Below are 18443 nucleotides of genomic sequence, written 5' to 3' on the forward strand. Positions count from 1 at the left end.
GCAGGCCGAGTTTGCGTTGGAACATGGCGCCGCGGTAGTCGAACCATGTGTAGAACGCGCCTTCGGGGTGGATTTTGCGCAGGCTGTCGGTCAGTCCGAGGTCGAGCAGGTTTTTAAACCATTGTCTTTCGATGGAGGAACAATGGATTTTTTCGTGCCATTTTTCGGGGTCGTAGCAGTCGGCATCGGCCGGAGCGATGTTGAAGTCGCCGAGTAGGATGAGTTTGGGGTGGGCGGCCATTTCGGTGCGGACAAACTCGGTCAATGCGGCAAACCATTGTTCTTTGTATTGGAATTTGGGGCTGTCCAGGGCTTCGCCGTTGACGCAATAGACGTTGATGACGCGCACGCCGTTGATGGTGGCGGCGATGACGCGGCGTTGCGGGTCGTCGGGGAGGGTGGGCAGGCCGCAATGTACATCTTGCGGTTCGTGGCGGCTGATGATGGCGACGCCGTTGTAGGTTTTTTGGCCGCTCCAGACGCAGTGCCAGCCCATCATTTGCAGGGCGGCGGCCGGGAATTTGTCTTGGTCGAGTTTGAGTTCTTGTAAGGCGAGTATGTCGGCTTGGTGGTCGGCCAGCCAGTTTTGTACTTGGGGCAGGCGGACGTTGAGGGAATTGACGTTCCAAGTGGCGATTTTCATGATGTTTCCGTGTGTGCTGTTGGGTGGGAAGGCGGCGGATTGCGCCTGTGGGCATGGGCGGTATTGTATAGCGGATTGGTTTATTTTTCGATATGGGCTGAAAGGGGCAGGCCGTCTGAAAGCTGATGTTTCAGACGGCCTTGATGTTGTGATGTGGAATAATGTGTTTATTCGGCTTGGTCTTTGAGTGTGCGCAGGGTATTGAGGATGGTGGTGGCTTCTTCGGAGATGAGGCGGTATTCGATGATGCGGTGGTAGCGTGTGAAATCGATGATGCCTTCGGTGCGCAGGCGTGCGAGGTGGTTGGCGATGCTGGTCGGGGAGGAGTCGAGCGCTTGTGCCAGTTCGGTAATGCTGCGGTCGCCGTCAAGCAGCAGAAAAAGGATGGCCATGCGTTCGGGGTTGGCAATCAGTTTGAGAATGGTAGAGAGACGCTTGATTTCCATATTATTGTTCCTTTTGTCTGTTATATGAATGCTTGATTTAGGTTAAATTTGGATGATTGTAGTTTTTATTAAGATTAACCTTATAATTCAAACTCTTACCTTGCAGTGTACACGGTTTTGTAAAATTTGAGGGCATTGTTTTGCAATTTTTTTGTTCATTTTCGATATTTTGCTTCGGTTGCGAAACTGGATTGAAAAGAGACGAAAAGGCCGTCTGAAATGTTCCGTTGCAGATGATTTTGCTGACGGATGTTTCAGACGGCCTTTGATTTGGCTTTAAGTTGCTTTTTCTTTTATGTTTGTTTGGAATCAGCCAATTGATTGTTTTTAAACAAACAACAAGGTTTTATGATTCTATGCTGAATGCTACACGCCAAGGGCTTGTCAGACGCTTGGACGTGTTGTCGAAATGCGACTACTTTTTCTTCCAGCCTGCGGTCATGGCGAAGGTAATGGGGTCGTAGTATTTCGGCAGCTTGGACGGAATGCCGACATCGTTACGGTACACGACGCGATAGCGGTCGGCGAACCAGTTTGGAACGATGGTGTATTGGTGGCGGATCAGTCGGTCGAGCGCGCGCGAGGTAGTTTGCAGCTCTTTGCGGTTGGTAAAGCTGTTGAAATGGGTCAACAGTTTTTCAACCGCAGGATGACAGACGCCGGATAGGTTGCGGCTGCCTTCGGTTTTGGCGGCGGCGCAGCTGAAGTAGTCGTATTGTTCGTTGCCGGGGCTTTCGCTGTTGCCGTAGTAGCCGGTGGTCACGTCAAAATCGAAGTCGTTCATGCGTTTTTGGTACACGGCGGAATCGGCGGTACGCACGTTCATGGTAATGCCGATTTTGGCGAGGTCGCGCTGCCATTTGGCGGTAATGCGTTCGTAGTTTTTGCTTGGGGCGAGGAATTCAAAGGTCAGCGGTTTGCCTTGTTTGTCGACTGCTTTGCCGTTTTTGTATTGATAGCCGCCTTTTTCAAGCAGGGCGCGTGCTTTGAGCAGGTTCGGGCGCACGCCCAGTTTGGGGTCGGTAACCGGCGGCATAGGGACGTCTTGATCCAATACGCCGTCGGGCAGCTTGGTACCCAATGATTTGAGCAATGCGGTTTCTGCGCTGTCAGGCTTGCCGGTTGCGGCCATGGTGCTGTTGGTGAAGAAGCTGTCGGTGCGGCGGTATGCGCCGTAGAAGATGCGGCTGTTGACGCTTTCGTAGTCGAAGCTCTCAATCAAGGCGCGGCGGACGTAAATATTATCCAAGGGCTTGTGGCGCATATTGATGACGAAGCCTTGCATGCCTGCGGTGCTGTTTTGCAGCCATTCGTGTTTGGACAGGTTGCGTTTTTTGAGGACTTCGTCGGAGTAGGCGCGCGCCCAGTTGCGGGCGACGTTTTCTTGTACGAAGTCATATTGGCCGCCTTTTAACCCTTCGATGCGGACAACTTCGTCTTTGACGTATTTGATGCGGATGTGGTCGTAGTTGTAGCGGCCTTTGCGCACGGGCAGGTTTTGAGCCCAGTAGTTTTTGTCGCGGACAAACTCGCTGATACGGCCGTTTTCGGCTTTGGCAAAACGGTAGGGGCCGGAGCCGATGGGCAGGCTGTTGGGCGCGGCGGCCAGGCCTTTGGGATAGCTTTTATGCGAGAAGACGGGCAGGCTGCCGAGAATCATGTGCAATTCTGAGTTGCGCTGCTTGAAGCGGAACACGACGGTGCGGTCGTTGGGCGTTTCTACTTTGGCCACGTCGCTCCAGTAGAAGTGGTACATGGGGGCGGCGGCTTTGTCTTTGGTCAGGATGTTAAATGAAGCGGCAACGTCTTTGGCCAAAACGGGGTCGCCGTTGTGGAATTTGGCTTTAGGGTTGATTTTGAAGGTAACGGAAAGGCCGTCCGGCGCCAGGGCGATGTCTTCGGCAATCAGACCGTAAACGGCGTAAGGTTCGTCCATGCTTTGCTCGGTCAGGGTGTCGAGCGTCAGCATGCTGATGCCGTATTCGTGGTTGCCTTTGAGGGTAAAGGGGTTGAGCGTGTCAAAAGCACCGAGGAAAGGCGTGGTAAATGAGCCACCTTTTGGTGCGTTGGGATTGACGTATTCAAAAGCGGTGAAGTTGGCCGGATATTTGGGTGGTTGGCCAAGGCCTACGCCGTGGGCGGCAAAGGCGGCAGATGGAATCAAACCGAGCAGAGAGAGTAGGGCTGGTGTTTTCATCTATTTTTCCTTGTAGGTCGAATGTAGTATTCAGTAGTGTGCCGATTATAGCAAAGGCCGTCTGAAACTTGATATTTTTGGTTTCAGACGGCGTCAGGTTTAAGAGGATTGTTTTTTCGTATGGGCGCCGAACTCGGCAAGCGTCATGTTCAAGGTTTCCAAGCAGGGCTGCATGATGTGGTCAACCGTTTGATTGACCTTGTCTTTATTAAGCGTTTGCGGGCGGTAGACAAAGAGTTTGAACAGCTCCGCCAAGTCGATGGACTCCGCTCCCATTTTCAAGACCCAGCCCTGACGGCCGGAATAGACATAGCCGTGTCGCGCCAATTTTTCTAAAAGCTCGCCCAATTCGTCAAAGCCCATATTGATATGCCGTCTGAACTCCTGCACCGGCAACGCCTTGCCGTTTTGTTGGGCAGAATCGAGCAGCAACAGGATTTTCAATACATCGTCAAAGCGGCCGCGCGCATCCAGACTGCGGCGGAACGCTTCGCCGCGCCAGTAGGACAGGGACGAGGTCAAAACCGCGCCACCTAATACCAGCGTCCATAACAGGTTGAGCCACAACAGGAAAAACGGTACTGCGGCAAATGCGCCGTAAATCGATTTGTAGCCGTCAAAGTTGCCCATGTACCAAGCGAACAAAAAGCGTGCCGTTTCCAAGCAAAACGCCGTTACAGCCGCGCCGACCAAGGCATGGCTTGCCGGCACGAAACGATTGGGCACAAAGCGGTACAAGCCCCACAGCAGCACCGTAATAAATGAAACCGTAGTGATAACCCTCAGCCATTCTGATCCGCCAACTACTTGCACCTGGCCGATTACAACCGACAGGCCTACGCCCAAAGACAAAGGACCAAACGTCAGCAACGCCCAATACACCAAAAACTGCATCATCCAAGGCCGTTGCGAATTGACGCGCCAAATCCGGTTAAACGCATTGTCTATCGTCCGAATCAGCATCAGCGAGGTTACGACCAACATCACACTACCGATGGCCGTCAGCTTGGTGGCCTTATCGCGGAACGCATTGATGTAGTCAAACACCATATCCGCGCCCTGCGGCACAATGGTGCGGTTGATAAAAGAGACAAATTCCCCCGACCATTGGTCGAAAACGGGGAAGGCCGAAGCGATGACGACCATCACCGTCAACACGGGCACCAAAGCCAAAAGCGTCGTAAACGTCATGCTTGCCGCCACCTGCGGCACACGCTCCTCATCAAAACGGCGCACGACAAACCAAGCGAACGCCACGCCTTTACTCTTTAAAAAACCTTGCCACCATTGCGAAAACGGCATAACCTTTTCCCACTTTTAAATTGAAATTTCTTCTTTTCAGACGGCCCGAGTATTCAAAAGGCCGTCTGAAACCTGATAGCATTGTAACGGAAACCCCAAATGAACCCAAATCCTCTGAAAATCCTCGTCCTCTTTTATTCCCAAAATGGCAGCACGCGCAACCTTGCCCGCCAAATCGCACGCGGTATCGAAAGCGTGGACGGATGCGAAGCCGTGTTGCGTACCGTTCCCAAAGTTTCCACCGTTTGCGAAGCCGTTGAAAAAGACATTCCCGACGAAGGCGCGCCATACGCGACTGCCGACGACCTCAAAAACTGCGCCGGCCTCGCGCTTGGCAGCCCGACACGTTTCGGCAATATGGCCGCCGCGATGAAATACTTTATCGACGGCACCATTCCCCTTTGGCTCGGTGCAGAACTCGTCGGCAAGCCTGCCACCGTATTCACCAGCACATCTTCGCTGCACGGCGGCCAAGAAAGCACCCTGCTGACCATAATGCTGCCCCTGTTGCACCACGGCATGGTCATCAGCGGCATCCCATATACCGAGTCCGCGCTCAGCAATACCCAAAGCGGCGGCACGCCTTACGGTGCAAGCCATGTTTCCGGCCACGACAGCAAGCCGGCATTGACTGCTGAAGAAAACGATATTGCCTTCGCACAAGGTAAACGTTTGGCAGAATTGGCACGAAAATTGGCAGACTGATTACCTTGTAATAAAAAGATTAAGGCCGTCTGAAACCTGATAATATGGGTTTCAGACGGCCTTTTTAGTTAATTTGGACTAGATTAAAAATAAATATTTTGAATTAAACGAACTACTTAGAAAATAGTGATTAGAACATAGTTTCATCGGACTACATCTTTTTGATAGAATCTGCGACCAAATTGTAAAGATAAGCTAATTGGAGAGGCTATGTCACTACCTGTATTTCCCTATGGCAAATTAAGCTTTGCCGTCAGTCTGGCGCTGTGTTCGGCGTATTCTTTCGCGACCGAAGTAGAAAATACCCAACCGCAAGAACGTGTCGATTTACCGACAGTTACCGTCCAAGGTGTCGGAAAACAGACTACTTTCAACTACACCATTCCCGCTTCCTCCGCTGCGACAGGCATCCGCCTGACCCAGCGTGAAACGCCGCAGTCCCTGTCTGTCGTTACCGAAAAACAAATGGACGACCAAGGTTTGGATACCTTGCAGGACGTGTTGAAACAAACGCCGGGCGTGTTCCACAGCAAAATGGGCAACAACGTATCCGGCCACAGCCAATTTATTTCGCGCAGTCAGGCGATTGACAGCATTTCCGTGGACGGTGCGCCCAAGTTCCTTTACGACGGTAAAGCCATCCGCCGCGGCACCAACAATCTGGACAGCGCATTGTACGAACAAGTCGTCGTCGTACGCGGCGCAAGCGGTTTGTCCAACGGCGGTATGGGCGAGCCGGGCGGTACGGTTGCTTTGGAACGCAAAAAACCGACTGCCAAACCTGCCATCAGCGTAGAAGCCGGTGTCGGTTCGTGGAACCACTACCGCTTCGTCCTTGATGCCAATCAGCCTTTGAATGCAGACAATACCTTGCGCGGCCGCGCTATTTTGGTCAGCGACCATGGAGGCGATTACCTGCCGAACACATCGCGCCACAATCACACTTTCTACGGTACGTTGTCTTACGATATCACGCCGCAAACCGAATGGCGCCTCGGTACGGAAATACACCGTTTCCGCAATACCGGTAGCTCGCGTTTCAGCTATCTGACCGCAGCAGGTTCGCGCCGTACTGGATTCATACCGTTTGAGTCTTCGCCGCGTAGCAATTCGTCCGCACGCTGGGCATACGGCAAAGACACCAGTGCCGAAGTGTTCACTTCCCTCAGCCATGAGTTTGACAACGGCTGGAAACTGACAGGCGATTACAGCCATGTTTCGGGTAAAAACGACATCGTTTCAGGCATTGCCGGTACATTTGAAATCAATTCCGATTACTCTGCACTTTTCACTTCAGACCGCGACCGCAGCAAATACCGCGACCAGAATTTTTCATTGACCTTGGACGGCAATTATCCAGCGTTGGGCCGTTCGCATGAGTTCAATGCGGGCATCAGCTATCAGGACAACAAAGAAAACCTGTCTTTCTATGAAGAAGGCGAATCGACGATTCCTGATTTGCGCCTCTTTAACGGCAATATCGCCAAACCCGATATGCCGTATCTGCGCGATGGTTTTTCAAGCATGAAAAACCTGTCGGTTTACGGCTCGACCCGTTTCAAACTGACCGATAAGCTCGCCTTTATCGGCGGCAGCCGTTTTGTGGATTGGCGTTACCGTTACAGCACCAGCCGTAACAAATTCGCACATAGCAGCCATAAACAAAACGTTTTCATTCCTTATTTGGGCGTAACCTACGACATCGGCGACAATTTGACCGCCTATGCGTCTTACACCACCATTTTCCGTCCGCAAGTACGTTACCTGACCAAAGACGGCGCAGCGCTCAAACCGCAGCGCGGCAAAACTTACGAGACCGGTTTGAAAGCGTCATGGTTTGAAGGCCGTCTGAATGCTTCCGCTTCCGTCTTTATGAACAAACGCGACCATTTGGGCGTTGTCGCAGGCAAATTCGCGAATGGCGAGGAATACTACCGCGCAGCCGACAACACCACAACAAAAGGCGTGGAACTCTCTGTCGGCGGCCGCCTGAGCGATAAATGGCTGTTGAATGCGTCTTATGCACGTTCCAAAATCAAAGACAGCGAAGGGGTTCAACTGCATCCGTCTTATCCGGTTCATTTGTTCAAACTCTTTACCGCGTATGACGTGACCGACCGTTTGAACCTGGGTGCCAATGTCAACTGGCAAAGCCGCAGCCATACGCTGGATGAATACCCTGCAGACATCAATCCAGCTGCCGCGGCCGCGTTGACCCAACGTCCGTACGCAACGCTGGATTTGACCGGTCATTACAAAATCGGCAAATCCACCCGCATCAGTTTGGACTTTGAAAACGTCTTTAACAAACGTTACCGCACCATGCCGGATATTCACGTTTACGGCACGCCGCGTAGTGTGACTGCAACGGTTAAACATACGTTCTAATTGAAAAGAAAAGTAGGAGAGGCCGTCTGAAAACCTAAATTATCGGGTTTTCAGACGACCTGAATTTTTTTCTCATATTGTTTTGATGTCAAACCTGACTAAAACTTGCTCGGTATCTTGAGCAAAGAAATCAAAATGACAGGCACAAAAAAGACCGGAACATATCCGGTCTTTTTAATGATTTCGCACTTACGCTTGGTAACCTTTCGCTTCGGCAAGCAGGGCCAGCAATTCTTCAGTCGTATCCCAACCGATGCAGGCATCCGTAATACTTTGACCGTAAACTTCAGGCTTGTCTTGGCGGCCTTCAACCAAGTGGCTTTCCACCATCACGCCCATGATGTTTTCTTCACCGGCTTTCAGCTGCGCCGCAACATCGCGCGCTACATCCATTTGTTTGCGGAAGTCTTTACGGCTGTTGGCATGGCTGCAGTCCACCATCAGTTTGCTGCTCACGCCGGCTTTTTGAAGCTGCGCAACCGCGTCTTTAACGTGTTCTGCGCTGTAATTAGGCTCTTTACCGCCGCGCAAAATCGCATGGCAATCAGGGTTGCCGCTGGTGTGGACAATCGCAGAATGACCGGCTTTGGTTACAGACAAAAAGTGGTGCGGATGATTGGCGGCACCGATGGCGTCGATGGCGATTTTCAGATTGCCGTCCGTACCGTTTTTAAAACCGACAGGGCAGGAGAGGCCGCTGGCCAATTCGCGGTGTACCTGGCTTTCAGTCGTACGCGCACCAATCGCGCCCCAAGAAATCAGGTCGGCGTAGTATTGCGGCGTAATCATGTCCAAGAATTCAGTCGAAGCAGGCATGCCCATTTCGTTCAAAGTCAGCAACAACTGACGCGCTTGGCGCAGGCCGTAGTTAATGTCAAACGTACCGTCCAAGTGCGGATCGTTAATCAGACCTTTCCAGCCAACGGTTGTACGCGGTTTTTCAAAATACACGCGCATTACAATCAGTAGCTCTTTCTCATATTTTTTGCGCAAAGGCAGCAATTTTTGCGCATATTCTACCGCCGCCTTAGTATCGTGAATCGAGCATGGGCCGATAATGACCAGTAAACGGTTGTCGCGGCCGTGAACCAAATCCGAAATCTCATGACGCGTTTTATAAACTAAATTGGCAACCTTAGGCGTAACAGGCAGCTCATACAAATGTGCGATTGGAGGGAGTAACTCTTTGACTTCTTTGATCTTAATGTCATCGGTAGGGTGGTGTTGGGACATGATGGACTCTCTTGTTTATTTTTGATACAGGTTACAGGTTTTAGCAGAATTAAACAAGGCTTAGTTTTTTGTTTTAGCAATTTTATTCTAAAATTTCTTTATTTTAATTATTTTATAGAATTTAAAATCAGTTTGTTTATAAAAATTAATATTTAATGCTATTTAAGAATTTTATTTATATAATAAAGGGTTTTGGGGTTTTATCAAAATACAGGCCGTCTGAAAATGTTCAGACGGCCTGAAGTCTTACATAGACCAAAAATTGAGAAGCGTGAGGGCTATCGATATTGTTCCAGCAAGGGCGAAGAGAAAGGAGTCCAATACACGCCTTTAAGGCCGCTTTCAACCAATTTGTCATTCAACCAAGTGTTACAAGTATTGAATAAATGATAGCGCCCTTTGGCTTCGTAAAAAGCATCGTTAGATTGATGATGAATTCCTTTTAGCAAGATGGGGTGCCCATTTTTTTGTTGAAAACCGGCCAAGAGCGATTTTGTTAAATTCCTGTATTGCTCAGGCGTGACCAAAAATTTGACGACGTGGCTATTTTCTCGTAGTTCAAAAGGATAATAAGTAACATGAATCAGCGTACGGTTCAGCCCGCTTAATGCACCTAAAGCATTGGAGAAAGTCAAATCTTTCCACTCAGGCGTGTATAAATAAAAATTGCGCTCCCCCCAGCCTAAACCGATATGCGTTATTTGAGGATTAGTAGAAAGCGTGTCTTTTGGATTGACGACATTCGACCAATCAAAAATATCATTCTTCAGCGGCATGACTACATCAGTATGCACGCCGTTACTGACTAAAAATAAAGTAATTTCCCCTTTGGGCTGCTCTTCATTAAGCGGCAATGAAGCCATCATCCAAGCAGACAAAAAATACAATAGGGCAAAAATAGGGATAATCAGCGCTATTTTGCCGATTTTTTTGAGGATGTGAAGGAAGGAACGCATTCGTTTTTTTTAAAGGCAATTAAGTTTGAAGGTGTGTATTTTCCATTAAATTTGTACTTTTTTCATTAGAAATGAGTGGGTGGCATCTTACGACCAATGATAAAAAGGGCTGTTTAACTTGAATAAAAAAGGCCGTCTGAAATATTCAGACGGCCTGCTTTTTTTGTAACGTTATGTAGTGTTGTACGTTACGTTGCCAAGTAATATTGGCTTAAATTTCATCTATTTGATAAATATGAATTTAATAAAACATGATGCCTTAAAAATCCTATTTATCCGGTATCTGTAAAATTTTGAATCTGTCTTGTAAATCAGTATGCAGGACAGGCATTTTTACTTTATTCACAGATTGGTTCTACTTGTCAGAACGTTTTGCTCAATTCGACAAACATTTTGGTTTTGCCGTATTCGTAGAACTTGTCGTTGCTCCATGTTTTGTTGTGGGCAATGGTCAGGCGCGGGGTGATGCCTTTGAAATGGAGGGCGCGGTGCCATACGCTCAGGGAGGCGGAGGTTTCTTTGTCGCGGCGGTTTTGTTCGTTGCTGAAGAAGCTGGGGGCTTGGTAACGGCGTTGGGCGGCGCTGAGGCGTAGGACGGTGGAGAGGCCTTTAGGCCATTCTTGTCCCCATGTGGTGCGCAGGGCGTAGCGGTTGAAGCTGTCGCTTTTGTCGTCGCGGTTGCGTTCGCGGTAGAGGTCGATACCGGCTACCCAGTATTGGCGCGCGTTGCGGTAGTACACGATGGAGTTGCTGAGCAGTTGGCTGGTGTTGTTGGAATGCTCGCGGCGGCCGTTTTTCAGACGGCCTGCTTCAAATGCGCTGAGGGTTTGTAGCTTGGGTTGCCACCAATGGTTGTAGTGGAGGCGTGCGCCGTTGGTGTAGGTATAGGGGTCGTTGCCGTAGAAGCGGCGTTCGTGGAACGGGGTCATGCCGACGTCGTTGCGCTGGTCGGCATAGCCGATGCCTGCCGAGAAGCGTGTGGTGAGGTCGTTGTAGTTGGTGTGTGTGGGATAGATTTTGCCGTAATGGTCTGCGCCTGTCGTGGCATAGAAGCCGCGTGGCAGCGACCATTTTTTTTCTGCGCCGATTTGGTAGTGGACGGCGGTGGCATCGATGGGCTCGGGGAATGTCCAGCCTCGGAAGCAGTCGTCGTCGGGATAGGCTAGGCGCACGGCGCGGCATTGTTCATCGCTCAGGTAATTGCCCAGACGGCGTTGGCCGGGGGCTTGGTTGATGTTTTGCTCGCGCGTGATGTTCAGGCCGGCGTTGAATTGCCATGAGTCGCGTTCGCGCAGGGCTTTGCGGTAGGTTTCGAGGCGTTCTTGCAAGGCAGGCGGGAGGGATTCGGTTTGCAGTTTGTCGAACTGGTCGGCCGCGGCTTCGTTTTGTTTGTCTTCAAACAAGGCGGTCGCAAGCTGCCAGCGGACGGCGGAAGCATCGGGCTGCTCGGCGATAAAGCGGCGGTAATGGCCGATGGCTTCGGCGGCGCTCCCTTCGGATTGGGCAAGCAAACCTTTGGCATAGCGCGCCATGGCGCGGTCGTGTTCGGGCCATTGTTCGTAAATGGGCAAAACGGCTTTGATGCCGGGGATGTTGTGGGCGACAACGGCGGAATACATGGCGCGTGCCAGTAATTCGGTGTTGGCAAGCAGGGTGTCGGCATCGACGTTGATGATTTTTTCAGACGGCCTGTTTGTCTGCTCGGCAGGGATGTTGTGCGCTTCGGGTTGTTGGGGTTCGGCAGTGTTGACTTGAAGCTCGGGTTTTACATCAGGCGGCACATCGGCAGCGTGAAGGGAAAGGGGAAGGATGGCGAGGAGGAGCAGACGTTTTTTCATGGCAATGTTTGGAATGTTATCGGTATAAGTGGGCAGATTGTACAATGTTTTGAGTCGGAAATTTTGCAAACCGATTGCCATTTTATCTGATAAAGACGACAAAAGGCCGTCTGAAACCCGATGGGATTTCAGACGGCCTTTGTTGGCGAGTCGGATTTAGTTTTTGTCCAAGTCCAAATCGGCTTTGTATTCGATACGGCCTTGGCCTTTGTCTTCGATGGAAACGTCCAGCTCTTGTTTGCCACGTTTGAATTTCAGATCGGCATCGTCGTGTTTGATTTCTGACTCAACCACATGGAAACCCTTGCTGCGCGCGTGGGCGATCACTTTTTTGGCCAAGGAAGGAATGGAATTGCGTTGGCCGGAAAGTTCGGCTTCGTATTCAAATTCGCCGTCGCCTTGATGATCGGCTTTGATGGTGTGCGCGCCATCCGGATGGTAGATTTCGGAAGGCAGCGGGGAGGCGAATGCCGTGGCGGAGAAAAGAGCCAAAATGCCGGTGGCCAGTAACGATTTTGCTTTGGTCATCGGTTTTCCTTTCTGAAAAGGGTTTTGAGAACGACATCATCTTATCGATAGGTATGAGGGGGCGGCAAGCGGATAAACCTGATTTTACGCGCGGCTACATGATTTGTTTGGAGGGAGTTGATTCTTTGCTTTGGGCTGGTGTTTGCTTGCAGAAAAATGCTGCTGGAAAGACTTAGCCGAGGAGGAATAATTCGCCGCCGTGCGCCTTTAGCCATTGTTTGGCTTGGTCGACATGCGGCGTGAGCGAGTGGGTCAGAGCCCAAAATGCAGGGCTGTGGTCGGGATGGCGCAGGTGGGCGAGTTCGTGCAGGCAGACATAGTCGGCAACATATTCGGGCGCACCGATAAGCCGCCAGTTGAGGCGGATGCCGGTAGTGTGGCGGCAAACGCCCCAGAAGGTTTTGGCGTTGGAAAGGGAAATGGCGCTCGGGGTCAGGCGGGTGGTTCGGATATGGCCTTCAAGGCGCGGCAGCAGATATTCGCGCGCACGCTCGAGCAGGAAGCGGCGCAAATGGGTAAGTTGGGCGGCGGTTTCTTTTTCGGGTAACAGGATTTCAGACGGCCTGATTTGGATGTGGTTTGCCGTGTGGACGGACAAAGCCGTCTGAACGCCTTGATACCAAATCCATTCGGGAAGCGCGTCGGTAGGTGTTTGTCGGGCCGGTGTTTTGTTTAGGGTACGGTGCAGGAGGGCTTCGTTATCGTTCAGCCATTGGGTAAAGGTGCGCTGGGAAACAAACGGAGGGATATTGATGCTGACGGTATCGGCGGAAACGGGGCGCAAGATGAGGTTTTTCTTGGCACTGCGTTTGAGCTGGATATGAATGGTGAGGCCGTCTGAAAGGGTGTAGGTATGGAGGTGGGGCATGATGTTGAGAAAAATATTGGACGGCATGGAAAGGGCGGGTATAGCGGCCCACCCGATGGAATGATTTATTTGGTTTTGGGCGCGAACGGGCCTTGTCCGGTAATCAGGGGCTGTTGGCTTTCGATCCATTGCTCGCATTGGGCCATGAGTTCGGCTTCATTGCCGTTGTTGTGGGCAATGGGTTTGCCGATGATGACGCTGACCGTTCCGGGGTATTTGAGGAAGGAGTTGCGCGGCCAAAACTCGCCGCTGTTGAGCGCGACGGGGACGATGTCCATCTCGAACATTTTTGCCATGCGCGCGCCGCCGAGTTTGTAGCGGCCTTTTTCACCGGGCGACAGGCGTGTGCCTTCGGGGAAAATGGTAATCCAATAGCCTTCGTTTTTACGCGCAAGGCCTTGTTCTAAAAGTTGTTTGTTGGCTTCGCGGCTGTTGCTGCGGTCGATGCTGATGGTTTTAACCAGTTTCAAGCCCCAGCCGAAGAAAGGGATTTTGAAGAGTTCGCGTTTGGCAACATAGACTTGAGGCGGAAAAATCTCTTGCAGGGCGAGGGTTTCCCAGCCGCTTTGGTGTTTGGCGCAAATGATGGCAGGGTGGTCGGGAATGTTTTCCGCGCCGCTTAAGGTGTAGTTCAAACCGATGATGTGCTTGAGCGACCAGTTGAGGATGCGCACCCAAACTTGCGCCATTTTGTGTGCACCGCCTTGGAAGGGCAGGGCAAGCAGCATAAAGGGGAACAGTAAAATAATGCTAGAGGAAAGGATGAACCAGTAAATCAGGTTGCGGATAATCAGCATATCGGGGAAAAGTCTGTCGTTTGAAGGCCGTCTGAACACCGTTGTCGGCTGGTTTCAGACGGCCTTGTCGTTTATAGGATGGCTTGCGCGGCTTCTTCGATTTGTATGTTTTCACGCATGATGTATTGCGAGAAAGCGAGTAGGTTGTCGAAGACTTGGGTGTGTTCGGGCAGTTCTTGCTCGTGTTTGGCCAGCGTTTTTTTGCCTTTGCCGGTCAGGACGAGCGCGGACTTGCCGCCTGCGGCATCAATGGCCTGCAGGTCGCGCAGGCTGTCGCCGACCAGCCAGGTTTCGGCGGCATTGGCTTTGAAGCGTTCGATGATGTCGATAATCATGCCGGGCTTGGGTTTGCGGCATTCGCAGTTGTCGGCGGCAGTGTGCGGGCAAAACCAAATGCCGTCGATGGTACCGCCTGCTTGAACGGCAAGGCGGTGCATTTTCGCGTGCATTTCGGTCAGGTCTTGCACGGTAAAGTATTTGCGGCCGATTCCGGATTGGTTGGTGGCCACGGCGATGGTGTAGCCTGCCTGCGTTAAAAAGGCGATGGCATCCATGCTGCCTTCGATGGGAATCCATTCGTCAACGGATTTGACGAAATCGTCGCGGTCTTGGTTGATGACGCCGTCGCGGTCGAGGATGATGAGTTTCATGGTGTTTTTTTAGATAGTGAGGGTCAATATTATATTAAAGATTAAAGAGTGTGCCTACGCTGTGTTATTATGCCGTCTTGTTTTAAGAATTCTTCTGATTGTGTGCTGATAGAAGCCTATTAATAAGGGGATAGCGTCATGTTTGCTTATATTTTCCTATTTTTGTTTGTTTCAGTAGCAGTAGTACTGATTATAAAGTCGCACTATCGGTGGACCTATTTTTTTGCTTCAATGCTATTTATGTTTTTGGCAGCTGGTATGTTGATGTTTACAGGGCAGTGGCAACGAGCGTTGAATTTTGCATCAGTATGTTTTGTCGTGTTTGCTTTGTTTCATAGATTAAAAATTCATTATTACAAACAACCATTGTTGATTTCAGACTTCCGACTCATTGTCGATTGGCGTAACTGGGAGACATTGTTTCATTATAAGGAGGCCATCGTTGGCGTACTGGGCTTATTGGTATTGATTGTTTATGCCGTATTTGGTTGGTATGATGCGGAGCCTATGGATATAGTATGGCAGTATACTGGTGCAATCATATTCATAATGTCATTTTTTGCAATGTGGTATTTTTCAAAGCATCCTGGAGCAGTTGGGACATGGCTGGATTCGTTGCCAAATGATGGTAGGGATGTATTTTTAAATTTGCCAATGTCTTGCAGGGCAGTATTTTTCCAAGTGCCGATGTTTGAAGGTAATGGACAGGAATTTGCTGAGAAACTGTTAACTGAAAACATGTATCCTGAAACATTGGAAAAACCCGATATTATCATCACGCTGATGGAATCAACGCTTAATCCACATAAATTTGATTTCACATCAGCCGATATTCCTAAATTAAGGATGTTTGAACAGCAGATGGATACCGTGTTTGCTTCTCCACTGCGCGTACATACATTTGGTGGTGCGACGTGGAAATCTGAATTTGCATTTTTAGCAGGCGTGCCGTCTACTGACTTTGGCGCATTGGCTAGTGGGGTATTTTATTCGGTGGTGCCACATTTACAGACTGGGCTTATCCGAAATTTGCGTGAGCATGGTTATTTTTGTGTGGCTTTGTCGCCCTTTACTAAGGGCAACTATAACGCCAAAGCCGCCTATGACCATTTTGGTTTTGATCTTATGTTACAGCCTCAAGATTTGGGGTATCCCGCTCCGATGGGCAAAAATTTATGGCACATTTCTAGCGAAGAAATGATGCAATATGCGCGGATGATTCTAGAAAAACGTCATCCTAGTTTAGCAGATGTACAGCAACCGATGTTCGTCTATATTTTAACTATGAAAGAACATGGGCCTTACAGGACAGACATGGATAATGTGTTTGGACTGGACTCGCCAGATTTAGACGTGAAAACCATTTCTGCAATCAACGACTATATCGGGCGTATTGTCGATTTGGATAAAGCGACAGAAAGTTTTAACCATTACCTACATGAACGTAACAAACCGTTTGTATTTGCTTATTTCGGCGACCATCAGGCATCGTTTGATGGTGTCTCTCCCAAGAAAAAAGGGGAGGATACTCATCCCGACTATATTACGCAATTTACAGTTAGAAGTAATATTGCCTCAGGATTTAGGCAAGAACAGGATTTTCTTGACCTTGCTTTTGCTGGAGGAGTGTTAATGAATGTGGCAGGTCTTTCTCCTGCAGACAATTTCATGAAAGCAAATATGACCATGCGAAGTTTAAGTAATGGTAGGCTTGAAGATTGTTACAATAGTAAGCTTGTTAATGATTACCGGAATTATTTATATAGTATCCTGAAAATTGTACGTTAGGTGTTTAACTTAACTTAAATGATAAGACGTATGCTTTTAGAAAAAGAGGTACAACGATAATCTACGTAATCATACATTATTTATTTCTATAATATGTAGTGTAGTTTCCATAAAAAGACGGGCAAGAATGCCCGTCTTTTTGTAGTTTGAAAATCAAGTTTTGTAACATAAAGACTGTTTTGAGGTCTTTGTAAAAGCCCCTCAAATTCCTAAATTTCTACCAAGATATTTAGGGGATTGTTCGTGAGCATTTTCAGTAAAACTCTAAAGTCATAATAGCTGCTACTTCGCTTTGTTGTAGTTAGAGTAAGTGCTTAATTAGCAGCTTATTGAGCATTAACTGTATTATCAAAGAACCCGTTACTTCTGGTATTACATGCGGATGTCCTGCATATTCTACTGTTATCTATGTTCGGAGATATTTCACTTGTCTAATGGCACAGCCTTTCTGATTTCTAACTTATCTTATTACCCGCATTGATTTCAACCTGTGTTTCAAAGCTCTCAATATCTTTAGTGAAGTATTATTCTGATATCTGTCAGTATAGTATATTGAGAGTCTGGTTGATATGATGCGCTAAGGTGGGATTATAGGTTAATGCCTGCATAGGAGAGGTAATTTTGTGTTTTCCCTGTTGTTTGAGAGAAACCGCTTGAGTGATGGCTTGTGCCAGTGTTTCTGGGTTTTGACGTGAGAAAAAGAAGCCTGCATTTTCGTTCATGACTTCGGTACATGCCATATTGTCGGAGAAAACAACTCGGGTTCCGCACAAAATAGATTCTATGCCAACCAGTCCGAATGGTTCGTACAGTGATGCCATGATAGTGAAGTCAGCAGCTCGGTAAAGTTCAGGCATATTTTTGCAGAAACCAAGCTCAATAACGTTGTTCATTGGTCGAGGTAAGGGCGATCCTGCAACAGCCAGTTTGATGGGTAAATCGGTATGCTCGAAAAATTCTGCTAATAAATCCAAGCCTTTTCGGGTGTGTCCGGTTGATGGAAATAGGAAAATAGTTTCGTCGTCTTTGAATCCGTATCTCGCACGAGTTGCAGGAATTTCTTCCGGTTTGGTGTAGAAGCGTGCAGTATCGGCAGGTGGATGGATAACACGGATTTTTTCAGAAGGCACTCCATAGAGGTTGATCAACTCGTGTTGCATTAGGTGTGAATGCGCCATGATCAATTTTGCTGTTGAGTAGTTGGTACGGTTACGCCGAATGATGAGTCTATCAAGTAAGTTTGGGGTTTTACCTATGTTGTGCAGGTAACCTAAGTGTGTACCGCCGCAGACAAAGATATCAGCATAATCACTAGGATTGCAGGCAATAAGAGGAATATTTCTGTTTTGCCGGAGTTTGGCCAATTGCATACTGAAGAAAAAAGGACGCAACTTTTTTGGAATCTTTTTTTGATTGACGTGATGCGTATCAACTTGGCGGTATTCAGGAACCGTTGTATCGATTTGTGCAGCAAAGACTGTAGGTTTGAGGCCGTGTGCGCTTAAACCACGGACAAGGTCGAAGGTGTAGCTTTCCATGCCTCCTCCTGGACGGAAGCAGTTAATAGCAATGTCGATAGAATAGTTCGGCTTCATTGTGTGGATTCTTTCGAATATTTTTCTGCTTTCAAACTGCTTTTCCATTTTTCAAAGGCCGTCTGAAAAACGGGTGTCAGTTTGGCGAAGGTTTCTGGGGTGTTTTTGACGTGGTAGAAGCCGCCGAGCGAGGGCGTGTCGAGGGCGAGGACGTAGTCTTCCATAAATGCGCCGTAGCCGTCTTCTTCGTCGGTGTAGTAGAACTCGGTAAACCGTTGGCCGAGTTCGGTAAAGTCGTCCGCCGTCAATGCGCCGTCCATGTGTTTGAGCAGGAAGTGCCGTCCGCTGATTTTGCCTGCAGTCATGGCGGCGAAGTCGGCTGCGGTTTCTGGGGCGGTTTGCCAGACGGGGTTGACGAGGCCTGCCTGCGCCGCCCACTGCCAGTACATGCCGATGTGGGTGGCGGCGTTTTCAGGCGGGAGCTGGTCGGGATAGTCTTCGTCGAGATGGAAACGGATATTGTCGTACATGGACGGTGTTCGTTGGGGGAAAGGGGGTATTGTAGCGGA

General features: G+C 49.3%; 16 protein-coding genes. 3 read left to right on the forward strand and 13 right to left on the reverse strand.

Annotation, left to right across the window (positions count from 1 at the left end):
- The 4 genes from xth to Q1M25_RS00275 form a co-directional block, all read right to left on the reverse strand.
- A partial coding sequence (gene xth, locus Q1M25_RS00260) for an exodeoxyribonuclease III (RefSeq protein ID WP_300480427.1) occupies window positions 1-643 on the reverse strand: 643 nt, incomplete at its 3' end.
- A gap of 167 nt (window positions 644-810) precedes the next feature.
- The gene (locus tag Q1M25_RS00265; RefSeq protein WP_300480429.1) at window positions 811-1089 is read right to left on the reverse strand and encodes a metalloregulator ArsR/SmtB family transcription factor; all 279 of its coding nucleotides are present in this window, start codon (window positions 1087-1089) and stop codon (window positions 811-813) included.
- A 415-nt stretch (window positions 1090-1504) separates the two neighbouring features.
- Window positions 1505-3286 (reverse strand): extracellular solute-binding protein, encoded by a 1782-nt coding sequence (locus Q1M25_RS00270; RefSeq protein ID WP_300480432.1) that lies wholly within the window; start codon window positions 3284-3286, stop codon window positions 1505-1507.
- Between the two features lie 99 nt (window positions 3287-3385).
- Window positions 3386-4588 carry a YihY family inner membrane protein gene (locus tag Q1M25_RS00275; RefSeq protein WP_070607346.1) on the reverse strand — a complete coding sequence of 401 codons (1203 nt, stop codon included), beginning with the start codon at window positions 4586-4588 and terminating at the stop codon, window positions 3386-3388.
- Between the two features lie 99 nt (window positions 4589-4687).
- Here Q1M25_RS00275 and wrbA point away from each other — a divergent pair, with 99 nt between their 5' ends.
- Window positions 4688-5293, forward strand: coding sequence for an NAD(P)H:quinone oxidoreductase (gene wrbA / locus Q1M25_RS00280; protein WP_300480437.1), 606 nt, complete (start codon window positions 4688-4690; stop codon window positions 5291-5293).
- Window positions 5294-5503: 210 nt separating this feature from the next.
- Complete coding sequence (locus Q1M25_RS00285) at window positions 5504-7681, forward strand: TonB-dependent siderophore receptor (RefSeq protein ID WP_300480440.1); 2178 nt, start codon at window positions 5504-5506, stop codon at window positions 7679-7681.
- A 189-nt stretch (window positions 7682-7870) separates the two neighbouring features.
- On the opposite strand, the gene aroG is transcribed toward Q1M25_RS00285, so the two are convergent.
- The 7 genes from aroG to gmhB form a co-directional block, all read right to left on the reverse strand.
- Complete coding sequence (gene aroG, locus Q1M25_RS00290) at window positions 7871-8914, reverse strand: 3-deoxy-7-phosphoheptulonate synthase AroG (RefSeq protein ID WP_300480443.1); 1044 nt, start codon at window positions 8912-8914, stop codon at window positions 7871-7873.
- A gap of 278 nt (window positions 8915-9192) precedes the next feature.
- Window positions 9193-9870 carry a TIGR02117 family protein gene (locus Q1M25_RS00295; RefSeq protein WP_300480444.1) on the reverse strand — a complete coding sequence of 226 codons (678 nt, stop codon included), beginning with the start codon at window positions 9868-9870 and terminating at the stop codon, window positions 9193-9195.
- A gap of 362 nt (window positions 9871-10232) precedes the next feature.
- A complete protein-coding gene (locus tag Q1M25_RS00300; protein WP_300480495.1) occupies window positions 10233-11708 on the reverse strand; it encodes a surface lipoprotein assembly modifier in 1476 nt (491 codons plus the stop codon).
- Between the two features lie 156 nt (window positions 11709-11864).
- The gene (locus Q1M25_RS00305; protein ID WP_300480447.1) at window positions 11865-12236 is read right to left on the reverse strand and encodes a hypothetical protein; all 372 of its coding nucleotides are present in this window, start codon (window positions 12234-12236) and stop codon (window positions 11865-11867) included.
- 172 nt (window positions 12237-12408) lie between these two features.
- Window positions 12409-13104, reverse strand: coding sequence for a M48 family metallopeptidase (locus tag Q1M25_RS00310; protein WP_300480498.1), 696 nt, complete (start codon window positions 13102-13104; stop codon window positions 12409-12411).
- A gap of 65 nt (window positions 13105-13169) precedes the next feature.
- Window positions 13170-13901: a lysophospholipid acyltransferase family protein gene (locus Q1M25_RS00315; protein ID WP_300480451.1), complete on the reverse strand. Its 732-nt coding sequence runs from the start codon at window positions 13899-13901 to the stop codon at window positions 13170-13172.
- A 71-nt stretch (window positions 13902-13972) separates the two neighbouring features.
- On the reverse strand, window positions 13973-14551 hold the full coding sequence (gmhB, locus tag Q1M25_RS00320) for a D-glycero-beta-D-manno-heptose 1,7-bisphosphate 7-phosphatase (protein ID WP_300480454.1): 579 nt from the start codon (window positions 14549-14551) through the stop codon (window positions 13973-13975).
- 138 nt (window positions 14552-14689) lie between these two features.
- On the opposite strand from gmhB, the gene Q1M25_RS00325 reads away from it, so the two are divergent.
- Window positions 14690-16339 carry an LTA synthase family protein gene (locus Q1M25_RS00325; protein ID WP_070826338.1) on the forward strand — a complete coding sequence of 550 codons (1650 nt, stop codon included), beginning with the start codon at window positions 14690-14692 and terminating at the stop codon, window positions 16337-16339.
- A gap of 539 nt (window positions 16340-16878) precedes the next feature.
- On the opposite strand, the gene Q1M25_RS00330 is transcribed toward Q1M25_RS00325, so the two are convergent.
- Together Q1M25_RS00330 and Q1M25_RS00335 are read right to left on the reverse strand one after the other, a co-directional pair.
- On the reverse strand, window positions 16879-17934 hold the full coding sequence (locus Q1M25_RS00330; protein WP_070826339.1) for a glycosyltransferase family 4 protein: 1056 nt from the start codon (window positions 17932-17934) through the stop codon (window positions 16879-16881).
- A complete protein-coding gene (locus tag Q1M25_RS00335) occupies window positions 17931-18404 on the reverse strand; it encodes a cell surface protein (RefSeq protein WP_070826340.1) in 474 nt (157 codons plus the stop codon). Before Q1M25_RS00335 ends, Q1M25_RS00330 begins: the two co-directional genes overlap by 4 nt.
- Between the last annotated feature and the right edge of the window lie 39 nt (window positions 18405-18443).

The sequence above is a fragment of the uncultured Neisseria sp. genome, assembly GCF_951230505.1.
Lineage (GTDB): Bacteria > Pseudomonadota > Gammaproteobacteria > Burkholderiales > Neisseriaceae > Neisseria.

Bases quoted from the DNA above. Each gene is read 5' to 3' on its own strand.
- Q1M25_RS00265 (WP_300480429.1), bottom strand. From the start codon at position 1,089: ATGGAAATCAAGCGTCTCTCTACCATTCTCAAACTGATTGCCAACCCC.
- Q1M25_RS00270 (WP_300480432.1), bottom strand. From the start codon at position 3,286: ATGAAAACACCAGCCCTACTCTCTCTGCTCGGTTTGATTCCATCTGCC.
- Q1M25_RS00275 (WP_070607346.1), bottom strand. From the start codon at position 4,588: ATGCCGTTTTCGCAATGGTGGCAAGGTTTTTTAAAGAGTAAAGGCGTG.
- wrbA (WP_300480437.1), top strand. From the start codon at position 4,688: ATGAACCCAAATCCTCTGAAAATCCTCGTCCTCTTTTATTCCCAAAAT.
- Q1M25_RS00285 (WP_300480440.1), top strand. From the start codon at position 5,504: ATGTCACTACCTGTATTTCCCTATGGCAAATTAAGCTTTGCCGTCAGT.
- aroG (WP_300480443.1), bottom strand. From the start codon at position 8,914: ATGTCCCAACACCACCCTACCGATGACATTAAGATCAAAGAAGTCAAA.
- Q1M25_RS00295 (WP_300480444.1), bottom strand. From the start codon at position 9,870: ATGCGTTCCTTCCTTCACATCCTCAAAAAAATCGGCAAAATAGCGCTG.
- Q1M25_RS00300 (WP_300480495.1), bottom strand. From the start codon at position 11,708: ATGAAAAAACGTCTGCTCCTCCTCGCCATCCTTCCCCTTTCCCTTCAC.
- Q1M25_RS00305 (WP_300480447.1), bottom strand. From the start codon at position 12,236: ATGACCAAAGCAAAATCGTTACTGGCCACCGGCATTTTGGCTCTTTTC.
- Q1M25_RS00310 (WP_300480498.1), bottom strand. From the start codon at position 13,104: ATGCCCCACCTCCATACCTACACCCTTTCAGACGGCCTCACCATTCAT.
- Q1M25_RS00315 (WP_300480451.1), bottom strand. From the start codon at position 13,901: ATGCTGATTATCCGCAACCTGATTTACTGGTTCATCCTTTCCTCTAGC.
- gmhB (WP_300480454.1), bottom strand. From the start codon at position 14,551: ATGAAACTCATCATCCTCGACCGCGACGGCGTCATCAACCAAGACCGC.
- Q1M25_RS00325 (WP_070826338.1), top strand. From the start codon at position 14,690: ATGTTTGCTTATATTTTCCTATTTTTGTTTGTTTCAGTAGCAGTAGTA.
- Q1M25_RS00330 (WP_070826339.1), bottom strand. From the start codon at position 17,934: ATGAAGCCGAACTATTCTATCGACATTGCTATTAACTGCTTCCGTCCA.
- Q1M25_RS00335 (WP_070826340.1), bottom strand. From the start codon at position 18,404: ATGTACGACAATATCCGTTTCCATCTCGACGAAGACTATCCCGACCAG.